This is a genomic window from Streptomyces sp. V4I8, from assembly GCF_041261225.1.
Classification (GTDB): domain Bacteria; phylum Actinomycetota; class Actinomycetes; order Streptomycetales; family Streptomycetaceae; genus Streptomyces.
Genome location: NZ_JBGCCN010000001.1, coordinates 3000192 through 3025105, shown reverse-complemented (window position 1 = coordinate 3025105; position 24914 = coordinate 3000192). Strand labels below are relative to the sequence as shown.

The 24914-nt window shown below is 71.1% G+C and carries 24 protein-coding genes; 14 read left to right on the top strand and 10 right to left on the bottom strand.

What is annotated here, in order from left to right; all coding sequences use genetic code 11:
• Positions 1-137: 137 nt before the first annotated feature.
• The 6 genes from ABIE67_RS13740 to ABIE67_RS13715 all read right to left on the bottom strand — a co-directional run bounded on the left by ABIE67_RS13740 (position 138) and on the right by ABIE67_RS13715 (position 5204).
• On the bottom strand, positions 138-1553 hold the full coding sequence (locus tag ABIE67_RS13740; RefSeq protein ID WP_370256771.1) for an SLC13 family permease: 1416 nt from the start codon (positions 1551-1553) through the stop codon (positions 138-140).
• A gap of 93 nt (positions 1554-1646) precedes the next feature.
• Positions 1647-2309: a response regulator transcription factor gene (locus ABIE67_RS13735; RefSeq protein ID WP_030047679.1), complete on the bottom strand. Its 663-nt coding sequence runs from the start codon at positions 2307-2309 to the stop codon at positions 1647-1649.
• A complete protein-coding gene (locus ABIE67_RS13730; protein WP_370268562.1) occupies positions 2306-3670 on the bottom strand; it encodes an ATP-binding protein in 1365 nt (454 codons plus the stop codon). The genes ABIE67_RS13735 and ABIE67_RS13730 overlap by 4 nt, the downstream gene beginning before the upstream one ends.
• A gap of 107 nt (positions 3671-3777) precedes the next feature.
• A complete protein-coding gene (locus ABIE67_RS13725) occupies positions 3778-4071 on the bottom strand; it encodes a small secreted hydrophilic protein (RefSeq protein WP_370256770.1) in 294 nt (97 codons plus the stop codon).
• A gap of 96 nt (positions 4072-4167) precedes the next feature.
• On the bottom strand, positions 4168-4449 hold the full coding sequence (locus ABIE67_RS13720) for an Lrp/AsnC family transcriptional regulator (RefSeq protein WP_048585175.1): 282 nt from the start codon (positions 4447-4449) through the stop codon (positions 4168-4170).
• Positions 4446-5204, bottom strand: coding sequence for a rhomboid family intramembrane serine protease (locus ABIE67_RS13715; RefSeq protein WP_370256769.1), 759 nt, complete (start codon positions 5202-5204; stop codon positions 4446-4448). The genes ABIE67_RS13720 and ABIE67_RS13715 overlap by 4 nt, the downstream gene beginning before the upstream one ends.
• A gap of 166 nt (positions 5205-5370) precedes the next feature.
• Here ABIE67_RS13715 and ABIE67_RS13710 point away from each other — a divergent pair, with 166 nt between their 5' ends.
• From ABIE67_RS13710 to ABIE67_RS13690, 5 genes are all read left to right on the top strand, one after another.
• Positions 5371-5610, top strand: a complete 240-nt coding sequence (locus ABIE67_RS13710) for a hypothetical protein (protein WP_217209432.1) — start codon at positions 5371-5373, stop codon at positions 5608-5610.
• Positions 5611-5646: 36 nt separating this feature from the next.
• Positions 5647-6990 carry an NYN domain-containing protein gene (locus ABIE67_RS13705; protein ID WP_370256768.1) on the top strand — a complete coding sequence of 448 codons (1344 nt, stop codon included), beginning with the start codon at positions 5647-5649 and terminating at the stop codon, positions 6988-6990.
• Between the two features lie 210 nt (positions 6991-7200).
• Positions 7201-8232, top strand: a complete 1032-nt coding sequence (locus ABIE67_RS13700; RefSeq protein ID WP_370268557.1) for an NlpC/P60 family protein — start codon at positions 7201-7203, stop codon at positions 8230-8232.
• A 228-nt stretch (positions 8233-8460) separates the two neighbouring features.
• Positions 8461-9474, top strand: coding sequence for an NlpC/P60 family protein (locus ABIE67_RS13695; protein ID WP_370256767.1), 1014 nt, complete (start codon positions 8461-8463; stop codon positions 9472-9474).
• 43 nt (positions 9475-9517) lie between these two features.
• Positions 9518-10711, top strand: coding sequence for a hypothetical protein (locus ABIE67_RS13690; protein WP_370256766.1), 1194 nt, complete (start codon positions 9518-9520; stop codon positions 10709-10711).
• A gap of 155 nt (positions 10712-10866) precedes the next feature.
• Here the strand turns inward: ABIE67_RS13690 and ABIE67_RS13685 are convergent, their stop codons facing one another.
• The gene (locus ABIE67_RS13685; RefSeq protein ID WP_370256765.1) at positions 10867-12102 is read right to left on the bottom strand and encodes a glycosyltransferase 87 family protein; all 1236 of its coding nucleotides are present in this window, start codon (positions 12100-12102) and stop codon (positions 10867-10869) included.
• A gap of 120 nt (positions 12103-12222) precedes the next feature.
• On the opposite strand from ABIE67_RS13685, the gene ABIE67_RS13680 reads away from it, so the two are divergent.
• Positions 12223-13365 (top strand): glycosyltransferase family 4 protein, encoded by a 1143-nt coding sequence (locus ABIE67_RS13680; protein ID WP_370256764.1) that lies wholly within the window; start codon positions 12223-12225, stop codon positions 13363-13365.
• 225 nt (positions 13366-13590) lie between these two features.
• Positions 13591-15177: a GMC oxidoreductase gene (locus ABIE67_RS13675; RefSeq protein ID WP_370256763.1), complete on the top strand. Its 1587-nt coding sequence runs from the start codon at positions 13591-13593 to the stop codon at positions 15175-15177.
• A gap of 22 nt (positions 15178-15199) precedes the next feature.
• Here ABIE67_RS13675 and ABIE67_RS13670 read toward each other — a convergent pair whose 3' ends face one another.
• Positions 15200-16996, bottom strand: coding sequence for a long-chain fatty acid--CoA ligase (locus tag ABIE67_RS13670; protein WP_370256762.1), 1797 nt, complete (start codon positions 16994-16996; stop codon positions 15200-15202).
• A gap of 296 nt (positions 16997-17292) precedes the next feature.
• Here ABIE67_RS13670 and ABIE67_RS13665 point away from each other — a divergent pair, with 296 nt between their 5' ends.
• The 6 genes from ABIE67_RS13665 (at position 17293) to ABIE67_RS13640 (ending at position 22485) form a co-directional block, all read left to right on the top strand.
• Positions 17293-18090: a metallophosphoesterase gene (locus tag ABIE67_RS13665; protein ID WP_370256761.1), complete on the top strand. Its 798-nt coding sequence runs from the start codon at positions 17293-17295 to the stop codon at positions 18088-18090.
• Between the two features lie 102 nt (positions 18091-18192).
• A complete protein-coding gene (locus tag ABIE67_RS13660; RefSeq protein ID WP_370256760.1) occupies positions 18193-18633 on the top strand; it encodes an SRPBCC family protein in 441 nt (146 codons plus the stop codon).
• Positions 18634-18752: 119 nt separating this feature from the next.
• Positions 18753-19931: an ArsA family ATPase gene (locus ABIE67_RS13655; RefSeq protein ID WP_370256759.1), complete on the top strand. Its 1179-nt coding sequence runs from the start codon at positions 18753-18755 to the stop codon at positions 19929-19931.
• 57 nt (positions 19932-19988) lie between these two features.
• Complete coding sequence (locus tag ABIE67_RS13650; RefSeq protein ID WP_370256758.1) at positions 19989-20483, top strand: DUF5304 domain-containing protein; 495 nt, start codon at positions 19989-19991, stop codon at positions 20481-20483.
• A gap of 150 nt (positions 20484-20633) precedes the next feature.
• Positions 20634-21587: an ROK family glucokinase gene (locus ABIE67_RS13645; RefSeq protein WP_048583482.1), complete on the top strand. Its 954-nt coding sequence runs from the start codon at positions 20634-20636 to the stop codon at positions 21585-21587.
• 151 nt (positions 21588-21738) lie between these two features.
• Positions 21739-22485 carry an endonuclease/exonuclease/phosphatase family protein gene (locus tag ABIE67_RS13640; protein WP_370256757.1) on the top strand — a complete coding sequence of 249 codons (747 nt, stop codon included), beginning with the start codon at positions 21739-21741 and terminating at the stop codon, positions 22483-22485.
• A gap of 26 nt (positions 22486-22511) precedes the next feature.
• Here ABIE67_RS13640 and ABIE67_RS13635 read toward each other — a convergent pair whose 3' ends face one another.
• Both ABIE67_RS13635 and ABIE67_RS13630 read right to left on the bottom strand, forming a co-directional pair.
• Positions 22512-23165, bottom strand: coding sequence for a hypothetical protein (locus ABIE67_RS13635; RefSeq protein WP_370256756.1), 654 nt, complete (start codon positions 23163-23165; stop codon positions 22512-22514).
• Positions 23158-23937 carry an alpha/beta hydrolase gene (locus tag ABIE67_RS13630; RefSeq protein WP_370256755.1) on the bottom strand — a complete coding sequence of 260 codons (780 nt, stop codon included), beginning with the start codon at positions 23935-23937 and terminating at the stop codon, positions 23158-23160. The genes ABIE67_RS13635 and ABIE67_RS13630 overlap by 8 nt, the downstream gene beginning before the upstream one ends.
• Before the next feature lie 195 nt (positions 23938-24132).
• Between ABIE67_RS13630 and ABIE67_RS13625 the strand changes: the two genes are divergently transcribed.
• Positions 24133-24888 (top strand): lysophospholipid acyltransferase family protein, encoded by a 756-nt coding sequence (locus ABIE67_RS13625; protein WP_370256754.1) that lies wholly within the window; start codon positions 24133-24135, stop codon positions 24886-24888.
• The last annotated feature ends 26 nt before the right edge of the window (positions 24889-24914 follow it).

Here is a 24914-nt window from a genome sequence, read left to right as displayed (position 1 = left end):
GTGGGCTCCTAAGCAGGTCAGGGAAGGGCAACGCCCCTCCTTTGAGGGGGGCGGGGCTGTGACATATGCGGCTCCGCCGCGTGGGCGCGACCAGCCACGACGGCGCAGCAGACAACCGACAACGATTCGCGGCACTCTCATCGCGTCACGGGAACGCCGAGCAGCGGCCACACCGCCACGGTGAACAGCAGAACGAGCCCGGCAGTCAGCGGAGCCAAGACAGCCGACAGCCGCAACAGGTCGCGCGAGGTATACGTCGGCGTTCCGGGAAGGTCGGAGAAGAGCGTCACCGGCTTGGCGGAAGCCGGAAGGGTGTGACAGAACCCCGCCGCCGCAGTGGACGCAAGCGCCGCCGCGACCGGATTCACCCCCGCCCCCACCGCCGCCGCGACCACCAGCGGCACCAGCACCGACGAACGGGCCGAGCGGGACTGAAGCACCAGGTGGGCCGCCGTACTGATCGCGATCACGACGATCAGGAACCACACCGGGCCGACCCCACCGGGAAGCTCGTCGACCAGCCACTTCGCGGCCCCCGAGTCGGCGAGCGCCACGCCCATCGCCATCGTCGCGGCCATGAACAGCAGCAGCGCCCAGGGCACCGTCTTCAGCGCGTCCTTCAGACGCACGGTGCCCAGGGCCGGCGAGGCCGCCACCACCGCGCCGATCAGCGCCACCACGGCGGGCGGCACCCGGTGCAGCGGCTCGCTGCACCACAGCACGACGACCGTGCCGAGCAGCAGCGCGCACCGCTTCTCGGCCTGCGACCAGGGGCCGGTGACCGGGTCGTCGCTGTGCTCCTGGATCTGCTCGGGCGTGATGCGCACGGCGCCCTTGCGGTCCGCGCGCCGGGTCGTCGTCAGGAGTACGGCCTCGGCGGCCAGGTGGGACGAGGCCACGGCCAGCGGCAGGCCGAGCAGCAGCCACTCGGTGAAGCCGATCCGGTCACCCGTGGCCTGCCACAGCACCGACACGGTGATCAGATGCGCACCGGCCCCGATCAGGGTCGCCACCGCCGACAGCAGGATCACGGTCGGGAACAGCAGCGCCAGCATCACCACCAGTCGCTTCCGGTCGGCCAGCACCTTGGCGAGCGCCAGGAACACCGGCAGCGCGAGGGCGGCCCTCCCCGAGGTGGCCGGCACCGCGAACGCCGTGACGACCAGGGCGGCCGTGGTGAGGTGCACGAGCTGCCGTACGGTGCGCGCCCCGCCGACCAGGAACGCCGCCGCCCGCCCCGCGAGCCCCGTCCGGGTCACCGCGGCCGCCAGCACGAAGGCGCAGATCAGCAGCCACACCGTCGAGTCGCCGAGGGTGCCGAAGAGCGTGTCGCTGCTGATCACCCCGGTCACCGTCAGGGCGAGCCCCGCACCCAGCGCGATGTAGGTGTCGTCGACCGGGGTGGCGATCCAGGCGCAGGTCGCCAGGGCGAACACGGCGAGGGTGAGGCGGGCGTCGGCGCCGAGTCCCGGGAAGTTGCCGGGCACGACGAGCAGCGCGCACAGGGAGAGCGCCACGCAGAGGGCGGCGCCCAGGCGGAGGTTCAGGGTCACGTCATCGAGGGTTCACCCGGGCGGTGAGCCCTCGATGAGCCGTACATGAAGGAGACTTCACGCGGCCGGGAGACTTCACCCGGACCGGAGACTTCACGCGGAGAGGCGGTACCCCACGCCCCGCACGGTCTCGACCCGTTCGGCCCCGAGCTTCTTGCGCAGCGCCCGCACGTACACGTCCACGATGTTGGAGCCGGGGTCGAAGTCGTAGCCCCACACGTGCGACAGGATCTGCTCGCGGGACAGTACCTGCCCCGGGTGCCTCAGGAACAGCTCCAGGAGCACGAATTCACGGGCCGTCAGATCCACGGTCCGCTCGTCGGCCCGCGCCCGCCGCGTGCGCAGATCCAGGGTCAGCGAGCCCGACCGCAGCACCGTCACCTCGGGCGCCCGGGCCGCCGTACGCAGCCGTAGGCGCACCCGTGCGAGCAGTTCCTCGAAGCGGAACGGCTTGGTCATCCAGTCGTCGGCGCCGCCCTCCAGACCGGCCACCGTGTCCCGTACGGAGTCCCGCGCGGTCAGCACGATCACCGGGACCGTCACGCGGGCCTCGCGCAGTTCGCGCAGCACCGTGAAGCCGTCCCGGCCGGGCAGCCCGATGTCCAGGACCACCAGATCGAAACCGCCGGTCAGCGCGTACTCGTAGGCGGCGTCGCCGTCGCCGACGACGGTCGTGGTGAAGCCGTTGGAGCGCAGGCCCTTCTCGACGAAGGAGGCGATCCTGTCCTCGTCCTCGACGATGAGAATGCGGTTCACGTGTGTGCCTCTCCCAGTGCCAGTACGAAGGTGGCGCCGCCGCCGTCGGTGTCGCGCAGCCGGACCCGGCCGCCGTGCGCCTCCGCGATCGCCCGGACGATCGACAGGCCGAGCCCGGCGCCGGAGCCCCGGGCACCGCGCCGGGACGTGCCACGCCGGAACCGTTCGAAGATCACCTCGCCGTCCTGCGGCTGGACACCGCACCCGGAGTCGGCGACGTACAGCTCGACGCCCGGCCCGTCGGCGCGGGAGCCGATCCGGACGGTCTGGCCGGGCGTGGTGTGCTGCACGGCGTTCTGGGCGAGCTGGACCATCGCCTGGGTGATGCGCTGCGGGTCCAGCTCGGCCTCGACGTCGGCCACCTCGGCGAGCTGCCAGTCCCGTTCGCCGAGGGTGCGGGCCTTGACGTAGACGTCGGCGGTGAGTTCGGCGAGCTGGACCGGCTCCGGGGTGACGAAGTCGGGGCGCTCGGCCTTGGCGAGCAGCAGCAGGTCCTCGACGATGCGGCTCATCCGGTCGAGCTCGTCGGTGACCAGCCGTATCGTCTCCTCGCGCTCGGCCGGGTCGTCACCCATCAGCTCCAGATGGCCGCGCACGATGGTGATCGGCGTGCGCAGCTCGTGGCCCGCGTCGTCGACGAACTCGCGCTGGGCGGCGAAGGCGCGCTCCAGCCGGTCGAGCATGTCGTTGAACGTCTCCGCGAGCGCGGCGATGTCGTCCCGCCCGTGCACCGGGATACGGCGGGTGAGGTCCTGCTCGGTGAGCTGCGCCGCCGCGGTGCGCACCAGCCGTACGGGCTTGAGGATCCGCCCCGCGACCGCCCAGCCGATCCCGGTCGTCATCAGCAGGGCGACCCCGGAGATGGCGAGCAGGATACGGAACTCCTCGTTCACCGCGGCCTGTTCGCGTCCGGGGTGGAAGGCGACGACGAACGCGGCCTCCGTCTCGCCGCCGGCCCGGGCGACGGTGACCTTGGCCCAGCGGATCTCGCCGGACGCCCGGTGCAGTGTGCCCGTGGCGTCGGGCGAGTCGAAGATACGGCGACGGGCGTCGGCGTCCCGGTGCAGGGGAACGGCCACGGGGATCTCGCGCGGCTGACGGAACTGCGCCGGGGTCGTGCCCGGGCGGCCCACCAGGCCGATCAGCTCCTCGTCGGGGTCGGCGTACTGCCGCACCAGGAACTCGACCAGCAGCCGCGACGGATCCGTGAACGGCCGGCCGGTCTCCGGGTCGACGCCCCGCTCCTCGAAGTTGGCGAACTCACCGGCCTCCTGAGCGAGCAGCCCGTTCGCCCGGTGATCGACGTCCCGCAGCAGGATCGAGCGCGTGGTCGTCGCCACCGACACGAGCCCGACGGCCATGACGAACAGCAGCCAGAGCAGGATCCGGACCCGGGCGGTAATCCGCCGACGCACGGGGCTGGGGGGTGTCGCCACAAGGCACCGTTCCTCACGGCCGCGCGGAACGCTCAGCCGTCGTCCCCGGGCTCGCCGCGGTCGTCGTCCGAGGTCTCCCGGCCGGGGGCGTCGTCATCGTCGTCACTCGCGGGGCTGTCGGTCACCGGGGGCCGGGAGACGACCTCGTCGCTCGGCGTCGGTGCGGGCCGGGTGGGCGTCGGGGTGGGGGAGCCGCTGTCCAGCTCCACCTTGGCCGGGACCTTGGGGGACTCCGGGGTGTCGGTGAGGGCGAAGCTGGTCGCGGCGATGCCCAGCGGAATCGCCACTACGGCGACCAGGGCCGCGATCCGGTGCGAGAAGACCATGCGACCGAGCCTGCCCTTGGCAACGGGTGGCGAGGATGAGCCCAGGATGAGGAACTCTTCATCTTCGGGCCGCGGCCGCGGGCAGCCGCGGGTGCCTCAGCTGTCCAGGCCGATGGCGAACGCGGCCTCGATGTCGTGCTGCGAGTACGTACGGAACGCCACGTGCGTGTCGGTCCCCTCGACACCGGGGATCTTGCTGATCCGGCCGGGGATGACCTCGGCGAGATCCTCGTGCTGCTTCACCCGCACCATGGCGATCAGGTCGTACGTCCCGGTGACCGAGAAGACCTCGGTGACGCTCTCCAGCGAAGCGATCCGCTCCGCGATCTCGGGAATCCGGTCCACGCTGGTCTTGATGAGGACGATCGCGGTGATCACGGCTGGTTCTCTCCCTGGGAGGCCGGAGCTGGGGCGGCCTTCACTCTAGTCGTAGGCCTGAAGCGGGCCCACGCGTAGCCGAAGCCCAGTCCGAAGCCCACCAGGTGCGCCAGATACGCCACCCCCGGCCCCTGGTCCGCACGCCCCGCCGCCACCCACTGCAGGCCCGCCCAGAAGGGCAGCACGACCCACGCGGGGAAGCGCAGCGGCAGGAAGAGCAGGAACGGCAGCAGGCTTGTCACACGCGCCCCGGGGAAGAGGAACAGGAACGCGCCGAGGATCGCCGAGATCGCCCCGGACGCGCCGACCAGGGACTGCGTGGAGCCGTCGTTGGCGGCCGCGTAACCCAGCAGCGCCAGATAGCCGCAGCCCAGATAGAAGAGCGTGAACTGGACGTGACCCATCCGTTCCTCGGTCATCACGCCGAAGACGTAGAGGAAGAGCATGTTGCCGAGCAGGTGCACCCAGCTGCCGTGCACGAAGAGGGCCGTGGCGGGCGTGAGGGCGGCCCGGGGCGCGCCCTCGAACAGCTCCGCGGGCACCACACCCCAGCGGTGGAAGTAGGCCCGCTGCGCGGCGAGCAGCCCGTCGCCGGAGCCGTAGGCCGGATTCAGCCCCGCCGCCGGACCGATCAGGAAGAGCAGGCAGCACAGGGCGATCAGGGCATACGTCACCGGCGCCGACGCCCGGAACACCGATCGGCCCGCCTTGGCGAACCGAGCCCCGAAACGCGCCACGCTCCAGTTGCCGATCATGAATACAGAGCATGACGTAACCGGACGCACCCGCGCAGACCGCCTCGCCGCCGTGGACGGACGGGCGGCGAGTACCCGCCAGGCCGTAGGGTAACGAGCCACACGCTCCGGGGAGCTCGGGGCGTCGCGGACAATAGAAGGCCTAGAAGGAAAGAGCACAGTCACGATGACGGTTCCCCTGCCGACCGACACGACGCGGTGGCGCTGCACCCTCTGCGGCAACCTCACGCGCTTCGACGTGACGCGCTCGTCCAAGGTCGTGGAGTACGTCCACCTCGATCTGGCCGGTGAGCCGAAGGTCGAGGAGCGCGAGGTGCTCAGTGAGACCATCGAGTCGGTGCGCTGCCGCTGGTGCAACGCCGTGGACAAGGTGGAACTCGTGGACAGGCCGGGCGCCGGCTCCTGACAGGAGCCGGCCCCGCACAGTATTGGGGTGTGACGGATGGTGGAGACACAAGGCGGGGGGCCGGGCGACGGCGCCGCCGAGGTGCTCGACCGTCCGCTGCCCGACGGTGTACGGCGCAGAGTCGTACAGATCGTGTCCGACGGGTTCGGCGGGCTGACCGTCGGCGAACTGCCCGCACAGCTTCGGCAGTACGCCAGATTCGCGCCGAACCGCCGGGCCAAGTTCGCCGGCAACGCCATGGCGACCGCGCTGGAGACCGATCCGCTGTTCCGCCAGCGCATCGGGGAGAAGTTCAGAGAGGCCCAGCCGGAGCTCTCCGGCGCTCTCGACTCAGGCTCGGCGCCTCCGGCCGCGGACCCGCTCGACGTGGCGGCCGCGGCCTATGTTCTGCGGCCCACCGGCTGGGTCAAGCTGGTCACCGCGGCCGGCGAGGAGGCCCAGCGGGCCGACGCCGAGCGCGCCGACGAGGAGAACCGCGCCGAGCTGGAGCGGCTGCGCGAGGAGCTCGCCCACGCCCGTGAGCACACCCGGGCCGAGACCGAGCGGCTGCGCACCGAGCTGGACGCGGCGAAGAAGGAAGCCGAGTCGCTGCACCGCAAGCTGCGGTCGGCGCTCAGTGACGTCAAGCGCGGCGAGGCGGCCCTGCGCAAGGTCCAGGGCGAGATCGAGACCGTACGCGCCGAGGGCCATGCCCAGGTCTCCGCGGCCGAGAGCGAGACCCGGCGGCTCAGGGCGCGGCTCGGGGAGGCCGAGGCCGCCCTGGAGGCCACGCGCCGGGCGGCCCGCGAGGGGCGCAGCGTCGAGGACATGCGCGTACGGCTGCTCCTGGACACCCTGCTGGACTCCGCTCAAGGGCTGCGCCGCGAACTGGCGTTGCCGCCGGTCTCCGTGCGGCCCGCCGAGACCGTGGACGCGGTCGAACCGGGACGAATGACCCCGAAGGACATCGCCGCACGGGCGTTGTCCGAGAACGACCCCGCGATCCTCGACCAACTCCTCGCGCTGCCGCAGGCGCATCTGGTCGTCGACGGCTACAACGTCACCAAGACCGGCTATCCCCAGATGCCGCTGGAGAAGCAGCGCCTGCGGCTGCTCGGCCAGCTCTCACAGCTCGCCGCGCAGACCGGCGCCGAGGTGACCTGTGTCTTCGACGGGGCCGAGCTGGCCGCCCCGGTGCTGCTCGCGCCGCCGCGCGGGGTGCGGGTGCTGTTCTCCAAGCCGGGCGTGACCGCGGACGAGTTGATCCGCCAGCTGGTGCGCGCCGAGCCGCCGGGCCGTCCGGTCATCGTCGCCTCGACCGACCGCGAGGTGGCGGACGGGGTCGCCCGGGCCGGCGCCCGCCCGGTGGCTTCTGCGGTGCTTCTCAAGCGGCTGTCCTGAAACGCCAACGTACAGGCGCAATGCCCGAATTGACATAACCCCCGGGCAACGTAGTGTCAAGCCCGCGTCACACGATGTGAGTTGTGTGTAAAGAATGACGGGTGTGACGAGAATTTTCGTGTGAGGATTTGATCTGATCACAACTGGGTCACTAGGGTCTGGCGTCGAACCTCCGAGCGGGTGATCACTCAGAAGAAGGAGTTCACCTCCGTGGCGTCCCACCGTCGACCCAAGCAGCCGAGCCGAGCACGTGTGACCGTGCTGACCACCGCCGCCGCTGCTGCCGTGGCCATCAGTTCGCAGGCCGCCAACGCGGCGCCCAGCGAGAAGCCGAGCAAGGACGAGGTAAAGGCCAAGGTCGACAAGCTCTACGAGGAGGCCGAGCAGGCCACCGAGAAGTACAACGGGGCCAAGGAGAAGCAGGAGAAGCTCCAGAAGGAGATCTCCACCATCCAGGACAACGTCGCCCGCGGCCAGGAAGAGCTCAACGAGCTGCGCGACACGATGGGCCTCGCGGCCGCCGCCCAGTACCGCACGGGCAGCATCGACTCCTCCGTCCAGCTGTTCCTGTCGTCCGACCCGGACGACTACCTGGACAAGGCGTCCACGATGGACCAGCTGAGCGCCCAGCAGGTCGACTCGCTGAAGAAGATCCAGGGCAAGCAGCGCGAACTCTCCCAGCAGCGCGCCGAGGCGTCCGACAAGCTCAAGGACCTCGCCTCCACCCGCACCGAACTGGGCAAGAAGAAGAAGCAGGTCCAGGCCAAGCTCGCCGAGGCCCAGAAGCTGCTCAACACCCTGACCGCCGCCGAGAAGGCCGCCCTCGCCGCCGAGGAGCAGCGCGCCAGCCGCTCCGCCGCCGACCGCGTGGACCTCGGCAACGTCGGATCCGCCTCCGGCCGGGCCATGGCCGCCTTCCAGGCCGCCCAGAGCCAGATCGGCAAGCCGTACGTCTACGGCGCCACCGGCACCGCCTCCTACGACTGCTCGGGCCTGACCTCCTGGGCCTACGCCCAGGCCGGCGTCTCCATCCCGCGCACCTCGCAGGCCCAGGCCAACGCCGGCACCCGCCTGTCGATGAGCGAACTCAAGGTCGGTGACCTCGTCATCTTCTACGGCGACCTGCACCACGTCGGCCTCTACGCGGGCAACGGCCAGGTGCTGCACGCCCCGCGCAGCGGCACGGTCGTCCGCTACGAGTCGATCAACAACATGCCGTTCCAGTTCGGCGTCCGGATCTGATCCCGCCCGAACGTCCGCAAGATCAACACGACGTGCCGCCCGAACGGGCGAATCACGACAAGTCTCGCTGACCCCGCGCCCCGCCCATGACCTGCGTCAGAGGCGGGGCGTCACTTTGTGTGCCCGCCGCGGTCGTTGGTCGACACCCCGGCACGGAGCTACTGTCTGCCGCGTTTCCCCCTCGCAGGGGGAAGGTCCTTGTCGTCAGCGGAAGGAGAGCGGCTTCCCGTGGGGTCCCATCGCCGCCTTGTATCGCCCGGGTTCGACCGGGGCGCCAACGCAGCCCTCTGCGTCATGTCGGCCGCCGCCGCGGCCATCGGGGTCGTACCGGCCACGGCCGCGCCGCACGACGACACCCGGGCCAAGGTGGACCGTCTCTACGAGGAGGCCGAGAAGGCCACCGAGGCCTACAACAAGGCCGACGAGCGCGCCGACAGGCTCCGGGAGCAGGTGAACGACGCCCAGGACCGGATCGCCCGGCAGCAGGAGCACATCAACACCATGCGGGACGCCCTCGGTTCGCTGGCCGGCGCCCAGTACCGCTCCGGCGGCCTCGACCCCTCCCTCGCCCTGCTGCTCTCCGACGACCCGGAGGACTACCTCGACCGGGCCGCCCGGATCGCCCGGATCAGCGCCCACCAGGCCGACGAGCTCAAGGACCTCCAGGACGCCATGCGCGAAATCGCCCAGGAGCGCGCCGAGGCGGCCGGAAAGCTCGTCGAACTCGAGAAGAGCCGCAAGACCGTCGCCGCCCACAAGCGCACCGTCGAGCACAAGCTCGCCCAGGCCCGCCGGCTCCTCAACTCCCTCACGGCGTCCGACCGCGCCGCCTACGACCGCACCTCCCGCTCCGGCCGTGACGTCATGCCCGACTTCGGCAGCCTCGCCGCGCCCTCGGGCCGTGCGGCCGCCGCCATCGCCGCCGCCCACTCCGCGCTGGGCAAGCCGTACGTCTGGGGCGCCAACGGCCCCTCCGGCTTTGACTGCTCGGGCCTGATCCAGTGGTCGTACGCCCAGGCCGGCGTCTCCCTGCCGCGCACCTCGCAGGGGCAGCGGTACGCCGGCCGGCAGGTCCCGCTCTCCGAGGCCCAGCCCGGTGACGTCGTCACCTACCGCTCCGACGCCAGCCATGTCGGGATGTACGCCGGCAACGGCCAGGTGATCCACGCGCCCTACCCCGGCGCCCCGGTGCGCTACGACCCGGTGGGCATGATGCCGGGCGCGACGGTCACCAGGGTCTGACGCGGGCCTGACCTCCCCGCCTCCGCCGCCGTACGATCGGGAAATGGCTGGTCGAAAACGGGCGTCGGGAACGCGAGTCGTCATCGCGCTCTGTCTGCTGCTCGTCTCGCTGGTGGGCTGCGGCGGGCGGCCCGCCGCCGACACCGCCAAGAGCGAGGTACAGCGCGTCCTCGACCGGCGGGCGGCCGCGATACTCGACCGCGACGAGGCGGCGTATCTGCGCACGGGCGCCAAGGACCGGTACGGCAACCTGCGCGCGGTGCCCCTCGCCGACTGGTCGTACCGCCTGACCAGCCTGCGGCGCACCGGCGACACCGCCCTCGCCGAGGCCGAGCTCCGCTATCGCGTCCAGGGCTACGACCGGGCCCCCGTCCGCGTCGGCCGCACCCTGAGTCTGAGCCTCGACCTGGAGGGCCGGTGGTACGTCGACGCCGAGCGCCCCGCGAAGGGCTCCGCCCAGCAGCTGTGGGACCAGGGCGAGGTGCGCGTCGTACGGGGTGACGACAGCCTCGTCCTGGGGGTCGGGCAGTCCGACGTGGCCCTGCGTTCGTACGCCGAGCTGGCGGACCACGCCGTGCCGGCCGTGTCCCAGGCGTGGGGCACGGACTGGCCGCGGCGCGTCGTCGTCCTCGTACCGAAGTCGCTGACCGGGATGGCCGGGCTGCTGGGTGCGCCCGCGTCCTCCTACCGCGGGATCGCCGCGGTCACCACCGGTGAGACCGGCGCCCCGGCGAGCGCGCCCGCGGACCGGATCATCGTCAACCCCGACGCGTACGGCGTCCTCGGCGGTACCGGCAAGCAGGTCGTCCTCACCCACGAGACCACCCATGTCGCCACCCGCGCCCACACCGGCGCCGCGACCCCGCTGTGGCTCTCCGAGGGCTACGCCGACTGGATCGGCTACCTCGGCAGCGGCCGCTCCCCGTCCCAGGCCGCGCCCGAGCTGTATCGCGCGGTGGCGGAGGGGCGGGTGCCCGAGGAGCTTCCGGCCGACGCGGACTTCGGTTTCACCGGTGACGGGGGTGATCTGGCGCGGGCCTACGAGAGCGGGTGGATGGCGTGCCGGATGATCGCGGACCGCTGGGGTGAGGTGAGACTCGCCGAGTTCTATCGGGCGGTGGGGGCGCATGGGCGGAGGGCGGGGGCCGTGGAGGGGGCTCTGAGCGAGGTGCTCGGGACATCGCTGGAGGAGTTCACGGGGGAGTGGCGGGGGTATCTGCGAGCACAGCTGGCCTGAGGGACGGATTCGCCCCACGCCGGAGGGGCTGGGTGTTCAGCCTGTCCGGCGTTTGAGGACGAGGCCCCTTAGGGGCCGAAAGCGGGGGTCTGGGGGCGGGAGCCCCCAGGGACGGGACGGGTAGGGGCGGCGGGGGCGAGGAAAACTCGGGTGCGTCAGGTCGGCAGGGACGTTTCCCTGGTGCGGGGGGTCTGGGTCGGTACGGGGAGCGGGGCCGGCCGGGTGACCGTCGAGCGCCAGAGCTCGCGGGCAGCGAGGACCGTGGCGAGGACGAGCAGGCCGTTGCGGAGGAAGAGGAGCGTGACGCCGAGGGCGTCGCTGGCGACGACGTGGGAGAACCACACGGGGAACTCCAGGACCGTGACGAAGGACGCCGCGAGGACCAGCCCCACGGGGAGCTTCATGCGGCTGTCGCGGAAGCACAGGCACACGGCCGCGAGCCCGACCAGCCACACCATGTACTGCGGACTGATCACCCGGCTCGTCGTCACGAACATCAGCACCGCCACGAACGCCGCGTCCGCGAGGGTGTGCGGCAGGAACCTCCTCGCCCGCACCCGCCACAGCAGCAGCCAGCCGAAGGCGAGCCCGCTCAGCGCCAGGGCGGCGCCGCTGACGACGTCGACATACGGGCCGAGGAACTCCACCGACCCGTAGTTCAGCAGCACCTGACCGTCCCAGCCGTACTGCCGGGCCACATGGAACACCAGCGCGCCCAGCGACTCCACCTCGGTGCCCCGGTCCCGCTGGAAGGTCAGGAACGCGAAGGCGCCGGGCATGGCGACGGCGAACAGCACCGACAGCCCGCCGGCGGTCAGCGCCGCCGAGCCCCAGGCGCTCCGCCTGCGGGCCGCGACCAGCAGCAGTACCGGCCACACCTTCAGCATCGCCCCGAACGCCGTCAGCGCGCCCATCAACCGGGGATGCCGGGCACCCGCGAGCAGCGCGGCCACGGCGACGCCGGTGACCATCACGTCGTAGCGGGCGTACACGGTCGGTCCGAGCAGCGGTACGCCCGCCACCCACACCCAGGCCCCGCGCAGCGTCCGCCCCGGGCGCAGGCCGACGTACAGCAGGAGCAGCAGGACGGCCAGGTCGGCGACGAAGCAGAGGACGAAGAACGCCGACGAATAGTCCAGCCAGAACACCAGCGCGGGGGAGAGGACCGGCAGCGCGGCCGCCGGCGGATACTGCCAGGTGACGTCGTCCAGCGGGAACGTTCCGGTGCGCAGCACCTCGTACCAGCCCTGGTAGATCACCGACACGTCGCTGGTGACGTCCGGGCCGGGGAAGACGTACACCTTGAACACGAAGAGCAGCAGAACCAGCCTGGTCAGGGCCCAGGTGACCAGAAGCCACGCCAGGGACCGCCGCGTGCCCGTCGTCTCCACCAGAACCCCTGCCGTTCGCTTCCCGCCTCAGTGCAACATGATGTCGTGTCCACCTGTGTGCGGGCCACACACGTGGCCGGGCCCCCGCTGTGAACAGCGGCTTCGGTAAGGTCGGCGGCGATGCACAAGACCCTGATCGTGACGAACGACTTCCCGCCCCGCCCCGGCGGCATCCAGGCGTTCCTGCACAACATGGCGCTACGGCTCGACCCGGAGCGGCTGGTCGTCTACGCCTCCACCTGGAAGCGCAGCCGCGAGGGCATCGAGGCCACCGCCGCCTTCGACGCCGAGCAGCCCTTCACGGTCGTACGGGACCGTACGGCGATGCTGCTGCCGACGCCCGGGGCGACCCGGCGCGCGGTCGGGCTGCTGCGCGAGCACGGCTGTACGTCGGTGTGGTTCGGGGCGGCGGCCCCGCTCGGCCTGATGGCGCCCGCCCTGCGCAAGGCGGGCGCCGAGCGGCTGGTCGCCACCACCCACGGTCACGAGGCGGGGTGGGCCCAGCTGCCCGCGGCCCGGCAGCTGCTGGGGCGGATCGGGGAGGCGACGGACACGATCACCTACCTGGGCGAGTACACGCGCTCGCGGATCGCGACCGCGCTGACCCCGGCCGCGGCCTCGCGGATGGTGCAGCTCCCGCCCGGGGTCGACGAGAAGACCTTCCACCCGGGCTCGGGCGGCGACGAGGTCCGGGCACGGCTCGGCCTGACGGACCGGCCGGTGGTCGTCTGCGTCTCCCGTCTGGTCCGGCGCAAGGGGCAGGACACCCTGATCCAGGCCATGCCCCGCATCCTGGCCGCCGAGCCGGACGCCGTGCTGCTGATCGTCGGGGGCGGGCCGTACGAGAAGGACCTGCGCAAGCTCGCCCACGACACCGGCGTCACCGGCTCCGTCCACTTCACCGGCCCGGTCCCCTGGTCCGAACTGCCCGCCCACTACGGCGCCGGCGACGTCTTCGCGATGCCGTGCCGGACGAGGCGGCGGGGGCTGGATGTGGAAGGTCTCGGCATCGTCTACCTGGAGGCGTCGGCGACCGGGCTGCCGGTGGTCGCGGGCGACTCGGGCGGCGCACCGGATGCCGTACTGGACGGCGAGACGGGCTGGGTGGTGAGGGGCGGCTCCCCCGAGGAGGCGGCCGACCGCATCGTCACGCTCCTGGGAGACGCCGAACTGCGCCGGAGGATGGGCGAGCGGGGCCGGGAGTGGGTCGAGGAGAGGTGGCGGTGGGACCTGTTGGCAGAGCAGTTGAAGAACTTGCTGTAGTGCAGCTGACCTCCAAGGGGCGCGGGCCTGTATCGATCTGCGGCTCCGCCGCGGGGCGCGACCAGCCACAACCAACCCGCAGTCGCCTCCGATGATGACCCACCACCCCAGATGGCGCCCCGCTTTACCGGCGGAGCCCTAGGCGGAACCCAATAATCCGCACATGCTGCGCACATGACATCAAACCTGATGCAGCGTCAGCTGACAAGACGTCAAATCCTCGGAATGGCCGCCCTCCAGACCGCGGCCACCCTCGGCTTCACCCGCATCGCCCTCCAGTCCGCCCGAGCCGCCCAGCCCGACGCAGTCGAATCCGCCCCCGCCATAGTCGTCGGCTCCGGCTACGGCGCCGCCGTAGCCGCCCTCCGCCTCGGCCAGGCCGGCATCCGCACCCTCGTCCTCGAAATGGGCCGCCTCTGGAACACCAACGGCCCCGACGGCAAGGTCTTCTGCTCCACCAGCGACCCCGACCAGCGCTCCATGTGGTTCCGCACCCGCACCGAGGCCCCGCTCGCCACCTTCCTGTGGCTGGACGTGGTCAACAAGGACATCAGCCCGTACCCGGGAGTCCTGGACCGTGTGCACTACGACCACATGTCCGTGTACGTCGGCCGGGGCGTCGGCGGCGGTTCCCTGGTCAACGGCGGCATGGCGGTCACCCCGCTCCAGTCCTACTTCGCCGAGCAGTTCCCGACCGTGGACACCGCGGAGATGTACGGCACCTACTTCCCGCGCGCCCGCGCCATGCTCGGCGTCAACACCATCGACCCGGCGTGGTTCGAGTCGACCGAGTGGTACCGCTTCACCCGGATCTCCCGCAAACACGCGAGCGACGCCGGCCTGAAGACCACCTTCGTGCCCAACGTCTACGACTTCGGGTACATGCAGCGCGAGGCCGCCGGTACGGCCACGAAGTCCGCGCTCGCGGGAGAGGTCATCTACGGCAACAACCAGGGCAAGCGCTCCCTCGACAAGACCTACCTGGCCTCCGCGCTCGGTACGGGGAACGTCACCATCCACACCCTGGAGCGGGTGAAGTCGATCAGCCGGGCGGCCGACGGGACATACGTCCTCGCCGTCGACCGGATCGACGCCACCGGGACCGTCGTGGAGACGAAGGAGTACGGCTGTACGTACCTCTTCCTCGGCGGCGGCAGCGTCGGCACCACCGAACTCCTGGTCCGGGCAAGGGAGTCGGGCACACTGCCGGCCCTGGACGCGAGCGTCGGCTCCGGGTGGGGGACCAACGGCAACGTGATGCTCGGGCGGGCCAACCACCTCTGGGACACGGTCGGGGCGAACCAGTCGACCATGCCGGTCATGGGCATCGACGACTGGGCCAACACCGCCAACCCCGTCTTCGCCGAGATCGCTCCTTTGCCCACGGGACTGGAGCACTGGGTCAGCCTCTATCTGGCGATCACCAAGAACCCGGAGCGCGCGTCGTTCTCGTACGACTCGGCCAGTGGCGCGGTGCGGCTCGGGTGGAGTGCCGCGCAGAGCGCCGTGTCGGTGGGCATGGCGAAGAAGCTGTTCGACCGGATCAACCGGGCGAACGCCACGATCTACCGGTACGACCTCTTCGGCTCGGGCAACAAGGTCTTCGCCGACGACTTCACGTACCACCCACTCGGCGGCTGCGTGCTGGGGAAGGCGACCGACAACTACGGCCGGGTGAAGGGGTATGCGCGGCTGTACGTGACCGACGGCTCGCTCGTGCCCGGGTCGATCGGGGTGAACCCGTTCGTGACGATCACCGCGCTCGCCGAACGGACGATGGCGCGGGTCCTCGTGGAGGACACCGTGCCATGAGCCGTCATACGAACGGGGTTCGCTACTTCTGGTAGATCGCCTCGATCTCGTCCGCGAAGTCCTTCGCCACGACGTTGCGCTTGAGCTTCAGCGACGGCGTCAGATGGCCCGAGTCCTCCGTGAACTGGGAGGGGAGAATGCGGAACTTCCGCACCGATTCCGCCTTCGACACCGCGGCGTTGCCGTCGTCGACCGCCGACTGGATCGCGGCCAGCAGGTCGGGGTCCTCGTGCAGCGACGCCGCGGTGGAGCCCGCCGGTTTGCCGTGGTCGGAGCACCAGCGGCCCAGGAACTCCTCGTCGACGGTGACCAGCGCGCCCACGAACGGCCGCCCGTCGCCCACCACCATGCACTCCGCGACCAGCGCGTGCGCCCGGATACGGTCCTCGATCACGGCCGGCGCGACGTTCTTGCCGCCCGCGGTGACGATGATCTCCTTCTTGCGGCCGGTGATCCGGAGGTAGCCGTCCTCGTCGAGGGTGCCGATGTCACCGGTGTGGAACCAGCCGTCGGCCAGCGCCTCCTCGGTCGCGCCCGGGTTGTTCCAGTACTCCTTGAACAGGTGCTCGCCGTGCAGCAGCACCTCCCCGTCGTCCGCGATCCGCACGACCGAGCCCGGCAGCGGCTGGCCGACCGTGCCGATCTTCTGGCGGTCCCAGGGGTTGAAGGCGGTGGCGGCGCAGGACTCGGTCAGGCCGTAGCCCTCCAGGACCGTGAAGCCGATGCCGCGGAAGAAGTGCCCGAGCCGCTCGCCCAGCGGGGCGCCGCCGGAGATGGCGTACTCGCCCTTGCCGCCGAGCACCGCGCGCAGCTTGCTGTAGACGAGTTTGTCGAAGACCTTGTGTTTGATCTTCAGGCCGACGGGCGGGCCGGACGGCGTGTCCAGCGCCTTGCTGTAGGCGATCGCCGTGTCCGCCGCCTTGTCGAAGATCTTGCCCTTGCCGTCCGCCTGCGCCTTGGCGCGCGCCGAGTTGTAGACCTTCTCGAAGACGCGCGGGACGCCCAGGATCAGCGTGGGGCGGAACGCGGCCAGCTCGTCGGTGAGGTTCTTGATGTCCGGGACGGTGCCCAGCTTGATCGGCGCCATCATGGGCGCGACCTGCACGAGCCGCCCGAAGACGTGCGCGAGGGGGAGGAAGAGCAGGACCGAGCACTCGCCGGTGCGGAAGAGGGGGCGCAGGCGCTCGACGATGTTGCCGCACTCGGCGAAGAAGCTGCGGTGGGTGAGCACACAGCCCTTGGGGCGGCCGGTCGTGCCGGACGTGTACACGATGGTCGCCGGGTCGTCGGCCTTCGCCAGCGAGCCGCGCTCCTCGACCGTCGCGTCGCTGATGTCCTGTCCGAGGCGGCCCAGCTCCTCGACGCCGCCGGCCTCGATCTGCCAGACGTGCTTGAGGGCGGGCAGCCGGTCGCGCACCGACTCGACGGCGGCGGTGTGGCCGTCCAGCTCCGTGACCATGGCGGTGGCGCCCGAGTCACCGAGGATCCACTGCACCTGCTCCGGCGAGCTGGTCTCGTACACCGGCACGGTGACCGCGCCCGCCGACCAGATCGCGAAGTCGAGCAGGGTCCACTCGTAGCGCGTACGGGACATGAGAGCGACCCGGTCGCCCGGCCCGACCCCGGCGGCGATGAGCCCCTTCGCGGCCGCGTGCACCTCGGCGAGGAAGGCGGTGGCCGACACGTCCTGCCAGGTACCTCCCACCTTGCGGGCGATGACGGCGACGTCCGGGTGCTGCGCGGCGTTTCTGCGGACGATGTCGGTCAGATTTCCGTCCGCAGGGACCTCGTACAAAGCCGGAAGGCTGAACTCGCGCAAGACTGCTGCTCCTCATAGGGCGCCGGCGCCACGACGTTGTGTGATGCGACGGTGCGGTCCATGGCTCGGGCGAGTGCTCGTGGATTCACAAGTTGAAATCCAGAGCACGACTGGACCGACCGGACGTTACCCGCCGGTATGGCTTCTTCGACAGGGGGTCCCGGCGAGATGTTCGCTGCGTCACACGGATTGGTACTTCTGCGCGCACAGTAGTCGAGCGGTCTGACAACTGGCCAGTAACCATCGCTTCGGCCGCCACTGTTCACGTTTGCCGCACACGCCTACCCTTGATCGCCATGGCACCGACACCGACGGGAAACCGCAGGACACGCGTCCACGTGGTCAGCGACGTACACGGCAACGCCCGCGACCTGGCCAGGGCCGGCGAGGGCGCGGACGCCCTGATCTGCCTGGGCGACCTGGTGTTGTTCCTCGACTACGCCGACCACTCGCGCGGCATCTTCCCCGACCTCTTCGGCGTGCAGAACGCCGACCGCATCGTGGAGCTGCGCACCGCCCGGCGCTTCGAGGAGGCCCGGGAGTTCGGGGCGGGGCTGTGGGCCGGGATCGGCTCGGACCGGCGCGCGGTGATCGAGAAGGCGGTACGCAAGCAGTACGCCGAGATGTTCGCGGTGTTCCCGACACCGACGTACGCCACCTACGGCAATGTCGACATGCCGCCCCTGTGGCCGGAGTACGCCGGACCCGGCACGACGGTGCTGGACGGGGAGCGGGTGGAGATCGGCGGGTGGGTCTTCGGCTTCGTGGGCGGCGGCCTGCGCACGCCGATGCGGACTCCCTACGAGATCAGCGACGAGGAGTACGCGGCGAAGATCGAGGCCGTGGGGGAGGTGGACGTGCTCTGCACGCACATTCCGCCGGAGGTCCCCGAGTTGGTGTACGACACGGTGGCGCGGCGCTTCGAGCGGGGAAGCAAGGCGCTGCTGGAGGCGATTCGCCGTACCCGCCCCCGTTACTCCCTGTTCGGGCATGTCCATCAGCCGCTGGTCCGCCGGATGCGGATCGGGGCGACCGAGTGTGTGAACGTGGGGCACTTCGCCGGGTCGGGCAAGCCCTGGGCACTGGAGTGGTGAGGTGGGGGTGAAGTCGGCTGGTCGGGCGCGCGGTAGCCTTCACGCTGCGCACGCGTGCGCACCACGACTTCATACCGGCCCGCTTCTGGAGGAGCCACGGCGATGGCGGAACACACCAGCTCGAGCATCACGATCGAGGCGGCACCGGCCGATGTCATGGGGGTGATCGCCGACTTCGCGCGCTACCCCGACTGGACCGGTGAGGTGAAGGAGGCGGAGGTCCTCAAGACCGACGGGCAGGGCCGTGCCGAGCAGGTCCGGCTCGTCATGGACGCCGGCGCGATCAAGGACGACCAGGTGCTCGGGTACACCTGGACCGGCGAGAACGAGGTGTCCTGGACGCTGGTGAAGTCCCAGATGCTCCGGTCGCTCGACGGCTCGTACATCCTGAAGCCGGCCGGGGCGGGGGCGACCGAGGTCACCTACCTGCTGACGGTGGACGTCAAGATCCCGATGCTGGGCATGATCAAGCGCAAGGCCGAGAAGGTCATCATCGACCGGGCGCTGGCGGGGCTGAAGAAGCGGGTGGAGTCGGGCAGGTAGGCGGTTCACCGCGGGTGATCGGGCAGGTAGGCGGTTCCCCGCGGGTTCGTGGGGGTACGCGGTAGCGCCGGGTACCTCCCAACCGGCCCGAACCCCCACGTCCGTTACGGTTCACCCCCATGCGCACCATCCTGATCACAGGCCCGGGCGGCAGCGGCCGTACAACCGTCGCCGCCGCCACCGCGCTGACGGCGGCGACCAACGGCAGCAGAACCCTGGTCCTCAGCGCCGACCGCACCGACACCCTGGGCGCGGCACTCGGCGTGAGCACGGGGCCGGCCCCGACCCGGGTCACCCCGAACCTCACCGCCTGGCGGCCCGACGCCGCCGTCGGATTCCGGGACGACCTCGCCGCCTTCCAGGAGCGGGCCTCCTCCGCCCTCGACCTCCTCGGCGCCTCCCGGCTCGACCCGGAAGAGGTCACCCCCCTCCCTGGTGCCGAGGAACTCGCGCTGCTGCGGGCCCTGCGGGACGCCGCGCTCGCCGAGGCCCACGACCTCCTCGTCGTCGACCTGCCGGCCACCCCGCACGCCCTCGCCCTGCTCGCGCTCCCCGAGGAACTGCGTCGCTATCTGCGCCGGCTGCTCCCGCCCGAGCGGCAGGCGGCCCGTGCGCTGCGACCCGTGCTGGGCCGGCTGGCCGGTGTGCCGATGCCCGCGGAGTGGCTGTACGAGACCGCGGCCCGCTGGGACCTCGACCTCGCCGCCGTCGAGGCCGTCGTCGCCGACCGCGACACCGTCGTACGACTGGTCGCCGAGCCCGGTCCGGGCGGCGCCGACGCCGTACGGGACGCCACCCTCGCCCTCCACCTGCGCGGCCTGCGCCCCGACCTGCTGGTCGCCAACCGGGTCCTGCCCGAGGCGGAGGCGGTGCCGGGCAGCTGGCTCGCCGGGCCCGTGGCCCAGCAGCGCAAGGTCCTGGAGGAGTGGCGGGCGGAGGGCCACGACGTCCACGGCTTCGCCCACCTCGGCCGGGACCCCCGCGGCACCGACGACCTCACCCGTCTCGCCGTGCCCGCCGTCAACGACACGTCGTCCACCGTCGAGTGGCCCGTCACCGACCGGCTCGCCGACGACGGCGTCCTCGTCTGGCACATCCCGCTGCCCGGCGCCGTACGCGACGAGCTCGACCTCATCCGGCGCGGCGACGAACTCGTCGTCACCGCAGGGCAGTTCCGGCGCATCGTGCCGCTGCCGTCGGCCCTGCGCCGGTGCGGCGTGGCCGGGGCCGGGCTGCGCGACGGCGAGCTGCGGATCCGGTTCGCGCCGGACCCGGATCTCTGGCCGGGGACACGGTGAAGCAGGTACGCCCGTTCGGGTAACGTCGTAGAGACGAACCGTAGTCAGGAGTCCGTCATGAGCGAAGAGCTCCCCCCGTCCGACGCCGGAGAGCACGAGGCGATCGACGAGGTACGGGCGACCGACGCCGACGCCTGGGCGACGGCGTGCGCCGAGGACCTCGCGGAGGAGAAGGCGCGCCGCCGCGCCCAGCACGGCCCGCAGCCGGGCGCGGCCGCCGAGGAACTGCGCAAGCTCGTCGACGCCGTCGCGGACAAGCTGTCGACCATCCAGTCCCCGCTGCTCGGCGCGGTCGCCGGACCCGCCGCCCAGCAGGTGGTCAAGCAGGTCGTGGAGCAGGCCAAGGCGGCCGTCGAGCCCGTCATCGAGCGCAACCCGGACGTCTTCGACCACCTGGCCGCGGCCGGCACCGAACTCCTCGCCGCCTACCGCTCCGCGGTCCAGGCCCAGGAGCGGCGCTGGACCACCGGGGAGAGGGGCGGGCACGACCTGGACGAGCGCCCGGACCGGGGCGACGACGCCGGTCCCGGCGAGCGCATCGACCTGGACTGATCCCCCCGGTTCCCCGGCTCCTCAGCTGATCGGAGCCCTGCTCGTCCGGGCACCCCGCCGGCCCCGTCCGCCGGGCGGACGACGGGTCCCCGAGGGCAGGGCCTCGGGTACGGTTGGCCGTAGCGGGGCTCGACCGAAACTGAGGGATTCATGGGACTCACCATCGGCGTCGACATCGGCGGCACGAAGATCGCGGCCGGCGTGGTCGACGAGGAAGGCAACATCCTCTCGACCCACAAGGTGCCGACCCCGGGCACGCCCGAGGGCATCGTGGACGCCATCGCCTCCGCGGTGGAGGGCGCGCGCGCCGGGCACGAGATCGTCGGCGTGGGTATCGGTGCGGCCGGTTACGTCAACCGCCAGCGCTCGGAGGTGTACTTCGCCCCGAACATCGACTGGCGCAACGAGCCGCTGAAGGAGAAGGTCGAGGCCCGTGTCGGTCTCCCGGTCGTCGTGGAGAACGACGCCAACGCGGCGGCGTGGGGCGAGTACAAGTTCGGCGCCGGCAAGGGCCACCGCAACGTCATCTGCATCACGCTCGGCACCGGTCTCGGCGGCGGCATCATCATCGGCAACAAGCTGCGCCGCGGGCACTACGGCGTGGCCGCCGAGTTCGGCCACATCCGCATGGTGCCGGACGGCCTGCTGTGCGGCTGCGGCAGCCAGGGCTGCTGGGAGCAGTACGCCTCCGGCCGCGCCCTGGTCCGCTACGCCAAGCAGCGCGCCAACGCCACCCCGGAGCACGCCGAGATCCTGCTCGGCCTGGGCGACGGCAGCCCCGAGGGCATCGAGGGCAAGCACATCTCCATGGCCGCCCGCCAGGGCGACCCGGTGGCCGTCGACTCCTACCGCGAACTCGCCCGCTGGGCCGGGGCCGGCCTCGCCGACCTCGCCTCCCTGTTCGACCCGTCCGCCTTCATCGTCGGCGGCGGCCTCTCCGACGAGGGCGAACTGGTCCTCGACCCCATCCGCAAGTCCTACAAGCGCTGGCTGGTAGGCGGCAACTGGCGCCCGGTGGCGGATGTCATCGCGGCCCAGCTGGGCAACAAGGCGGGGCTGGTGGGCGCGGCGGACCTGGCGAGGGAACCCGACCCGATCATGTGACTTTGCTGCTCAAGGGGCGGTGACTGTGCCCACCCAGGGGCGCGGGGCTGTATCAACATGCGGATCCGCCGCGTGGGCGCGACAAGCCACGACGAACCGGCAGTCGCGCACGAGCCTCGCGCCCCGAGCCATTGGGCGTACATTGATCCACATGGCGCTGCTGCCCGACTCCCATACAGAGCCCGACGGTTTCGCAGTCATCCGAGTCCTCAGCTACAACGTCCGCTCGATGCGCGACGACACCACCGCCCTCGCCCGCGTCATCAACGCCTGCGACCCCGACCTGGTGCTCGTCCAAGAAGCCCCCCGCTTCTTCCGCTGGCGCAAGAAACTCTCCCGCCTGGCCCGCGCAGCGAACCTCGTCATCCTCACCGGCGGAGCCACAGCCGCGGGCCCGGCGATCCTCTGCAACCTGAGGGCCACCGTGGAGCGCACCGAGGACGTCCTCCTCCCCCTCACCCCAGGACTCCACAGACGCGGCTTCGCCACGGCAGTGGTCCGCTTCGACGGCGCCCGCCTGGGCGTCCTGAGCTGTCACCTCTCCTTGCAGAAGGACGAACGCCTGGAGCAGGGCGGCATGCTGCTCGACCGCCTCGCCGGAATGGGCGTGGAGCACGCCGTCGCGGGCGGCGACCTGAACGAACGCCCTGGCGGCCGCACCTTCCGCCGGATGGCCGACGGTCTCCAGGATTGCTGGGCCACCGCCCCCTGGGGCAGCGAGTACACCTCGACCCCGGCCGACCCCCATCAGCGCATCGACGCGATCTTCGCCACCAAGGGCATCGAGGTACTCGGCTGCGGAGTCCCCGTGGGCCACCCCGGCGTGACGGAGACAGACCTGAGGGCGGCCACGGACCACCTTCCGGTCCTGGCCGCCCTCAAAGTCCCGGCGTCCTAGAAGGTCCTGGAGCATCGCGGAGCGTCCTAGACGACGGCACCGCGCCCCGGATCGTCGTCGTCCTCGTCGTCCGTCTTCATCCGCATCACCAGCGTGGCGAACCCGCCCAGGAACCCGCCGATGGCCAGCGTCGCCAGCCACCACGTCATGTTCCAGCCGAGCAGGACGGCGAGCAGCAGCAGGACCGGCCCGCCGATCACCCCGAGCCAGGCGAACTTCGCGGTCGCGTCGGCGGCGGGCAGCGGCGGCGGCTCCGGCGGGACGAAGTGACCCTCGTCGTCGGCGTCGAAGTCGTCCTCGGACGGCTCGGGCGCGCTGTAGTCGCGCGGGCCGACGCCGGGGGCGAAGGAGACGGAGCTGCCCAGTGGCTTGGCCGGTTTGTCCTCCCGGTCCTCCGTGGGCTCGTCGGCCTGCTTGGCCTTCGTGCCGTTCTCGCCCTTCTCGTGCCTGCGGTCCTCGTCCGTCCCGCCGCTCGTCCCGTCGTTCGTGTCGGACTCCAGCAGCGCCAGGTCCTCGATCGACTTGAACGGCTTCGAGCCCGGCGGGTCCGGCGGCTCGTCGCCGTACCCGGCGACGATCGCGGCCCAGGCGGCGTCCTCGTCGAACGGGACGTGCTGCTCTTCCGGCTCGCGATCGTCGCGGTCCTCACGCCTCTCGCGGTCGGAGTCGTGCTCAGCCACGTGCAGCCGTCCCTTCCTTGCCGACGCCGGTCGCGAGCCGGTCGATGAAGCCCATGCTCTCCTCGAAGATCCGGTCCGCGTCATGGTCCAACGTCGCCACGTGATAACTCTGTTCCAGCACGATCTCCGATACGTCCGTGGACGACACCCGGCTCAGGATCCGGGCCGAGTCCACCGACGGCACCGTATGGTCCCGCGCACTGCGCAGAAGCAGCAGCGGCTGGGTGACCTGCGGCAACTCGCCGTCCACCAGCCGGAAGAAGTTCCGCAGCGAGTGGGCCGCGTGCAGTGGCACCCGGTCGTACCCGACCTCGACGCCGCCCTCCTTCGCGATGTCGCCCGCGATCCCCGGTGCCGTACGGACGAAGTGGCGGGACACCGGGAGGGTGTGCGCGAACAGGCCGTGCACCTTGTTCGCCGGGTTGACGACCAGCACGCCCGCGACGCCGTCCCCGTGCTTCGCGGCGAGCCGCAGGGCCAGGGTGCCGCCCATCGAGAGGCCGGCCACGAAGACCCGAGCGCTGCGGTCCCGCAGATTGCGCAGCTCGCGGTCCACCTCGGCGTACCAGTCCTGCCAGCCGGTGAGCCGCATGTCCTCCCAGCGTGTGCCGTGTCCCGGCAACAGCGGCAGCGAGACGGTGAGCCCGCGCTCGGCGAGATGCTCCGCCCACGGACGCAGCGAATGGGGGGAAGTGGTGAAGCCGTGGCAGAGGAGAACCCCGATCTCCCCGCCCTCGTGGCGGTACGGCTCGGCTCCAGGAAGGACCGGCACCTTACGGTCTCCCGTTCGTGAGAAGGACGGACATGACGAGAGCAACGACATGAACCCACGAGGCGGAGTCGCACATCGATACAGCCAGGTGTGGTTCACCGTACGCGACCGCACTGACACCGACCAGGGCCGTCGGACTCATTGACAGTGCTCCGGGTTAAGGTCTGATCGACAGACACAGGAGGCACTCGGTTGTTGTACGGCGCGATGAAGGTGGCCATCGGGGGACCGTTGAAGGTCGCCTTCAGGCCGTGGGTGGAAGGCCTGGAGAACGTCCCCGCCGAGGGCGCCGCGATCCTCGCGAGCAACCACCTCTCGTTCTCCGACTCGTTCTTCCTGCCCGCGGTCCTCGACCGCAAGGTGACCTTCATTGCGAAGGCCGAGTACTTCACGACCCCCGGGGTCAAAGGCCGGATGACGGCCGCGTTCTTCAAGGGCGTCGGCCAGCTGCCCGTGGACCGCTCCGGGGCGCGCGGGGCGGGTGAGGCGGCCATCAAGAGCGGCATAGAGGTCCTCGAGCGCGGTGAGCTGTTCGGCATCTATCCGGAGGGCACGCGTTCGCCCGACGGGCGGCTCTACCGGGGCAAGCCCGGCGGCCTCGCGCGCGTGGCGCTCGCCACCGGGGCGCCGGTCATCCCCGTCGCCATGATCGACACGGAGAAGATCCAGCCGCCGGGCCAGGTCATGCCCAAGCTCATGCGGCCGGGCATCCGGATCGGCAAGCCCCTGGACTTCAGCCGGTACCAGGGCATGGAGCACGACCGCTTCGTGCTCCGCGCGCTGACCGACGAGGTCATGTACGAGATCATGAAGCTCTCCGGCCAGGAGTACGTCGACATGTACGCGACGGCCGCCAAGCGGCAGATCGCGGACGCGGCGAAGGCCGAGAAGGAACAGGCGAAGAAGGAACAGGCGAAGAAGAAGGCGGACGAGGAGCGGTCGGGGGCCTAGACAGGGCAGTCTGGGCGAGCGAATCG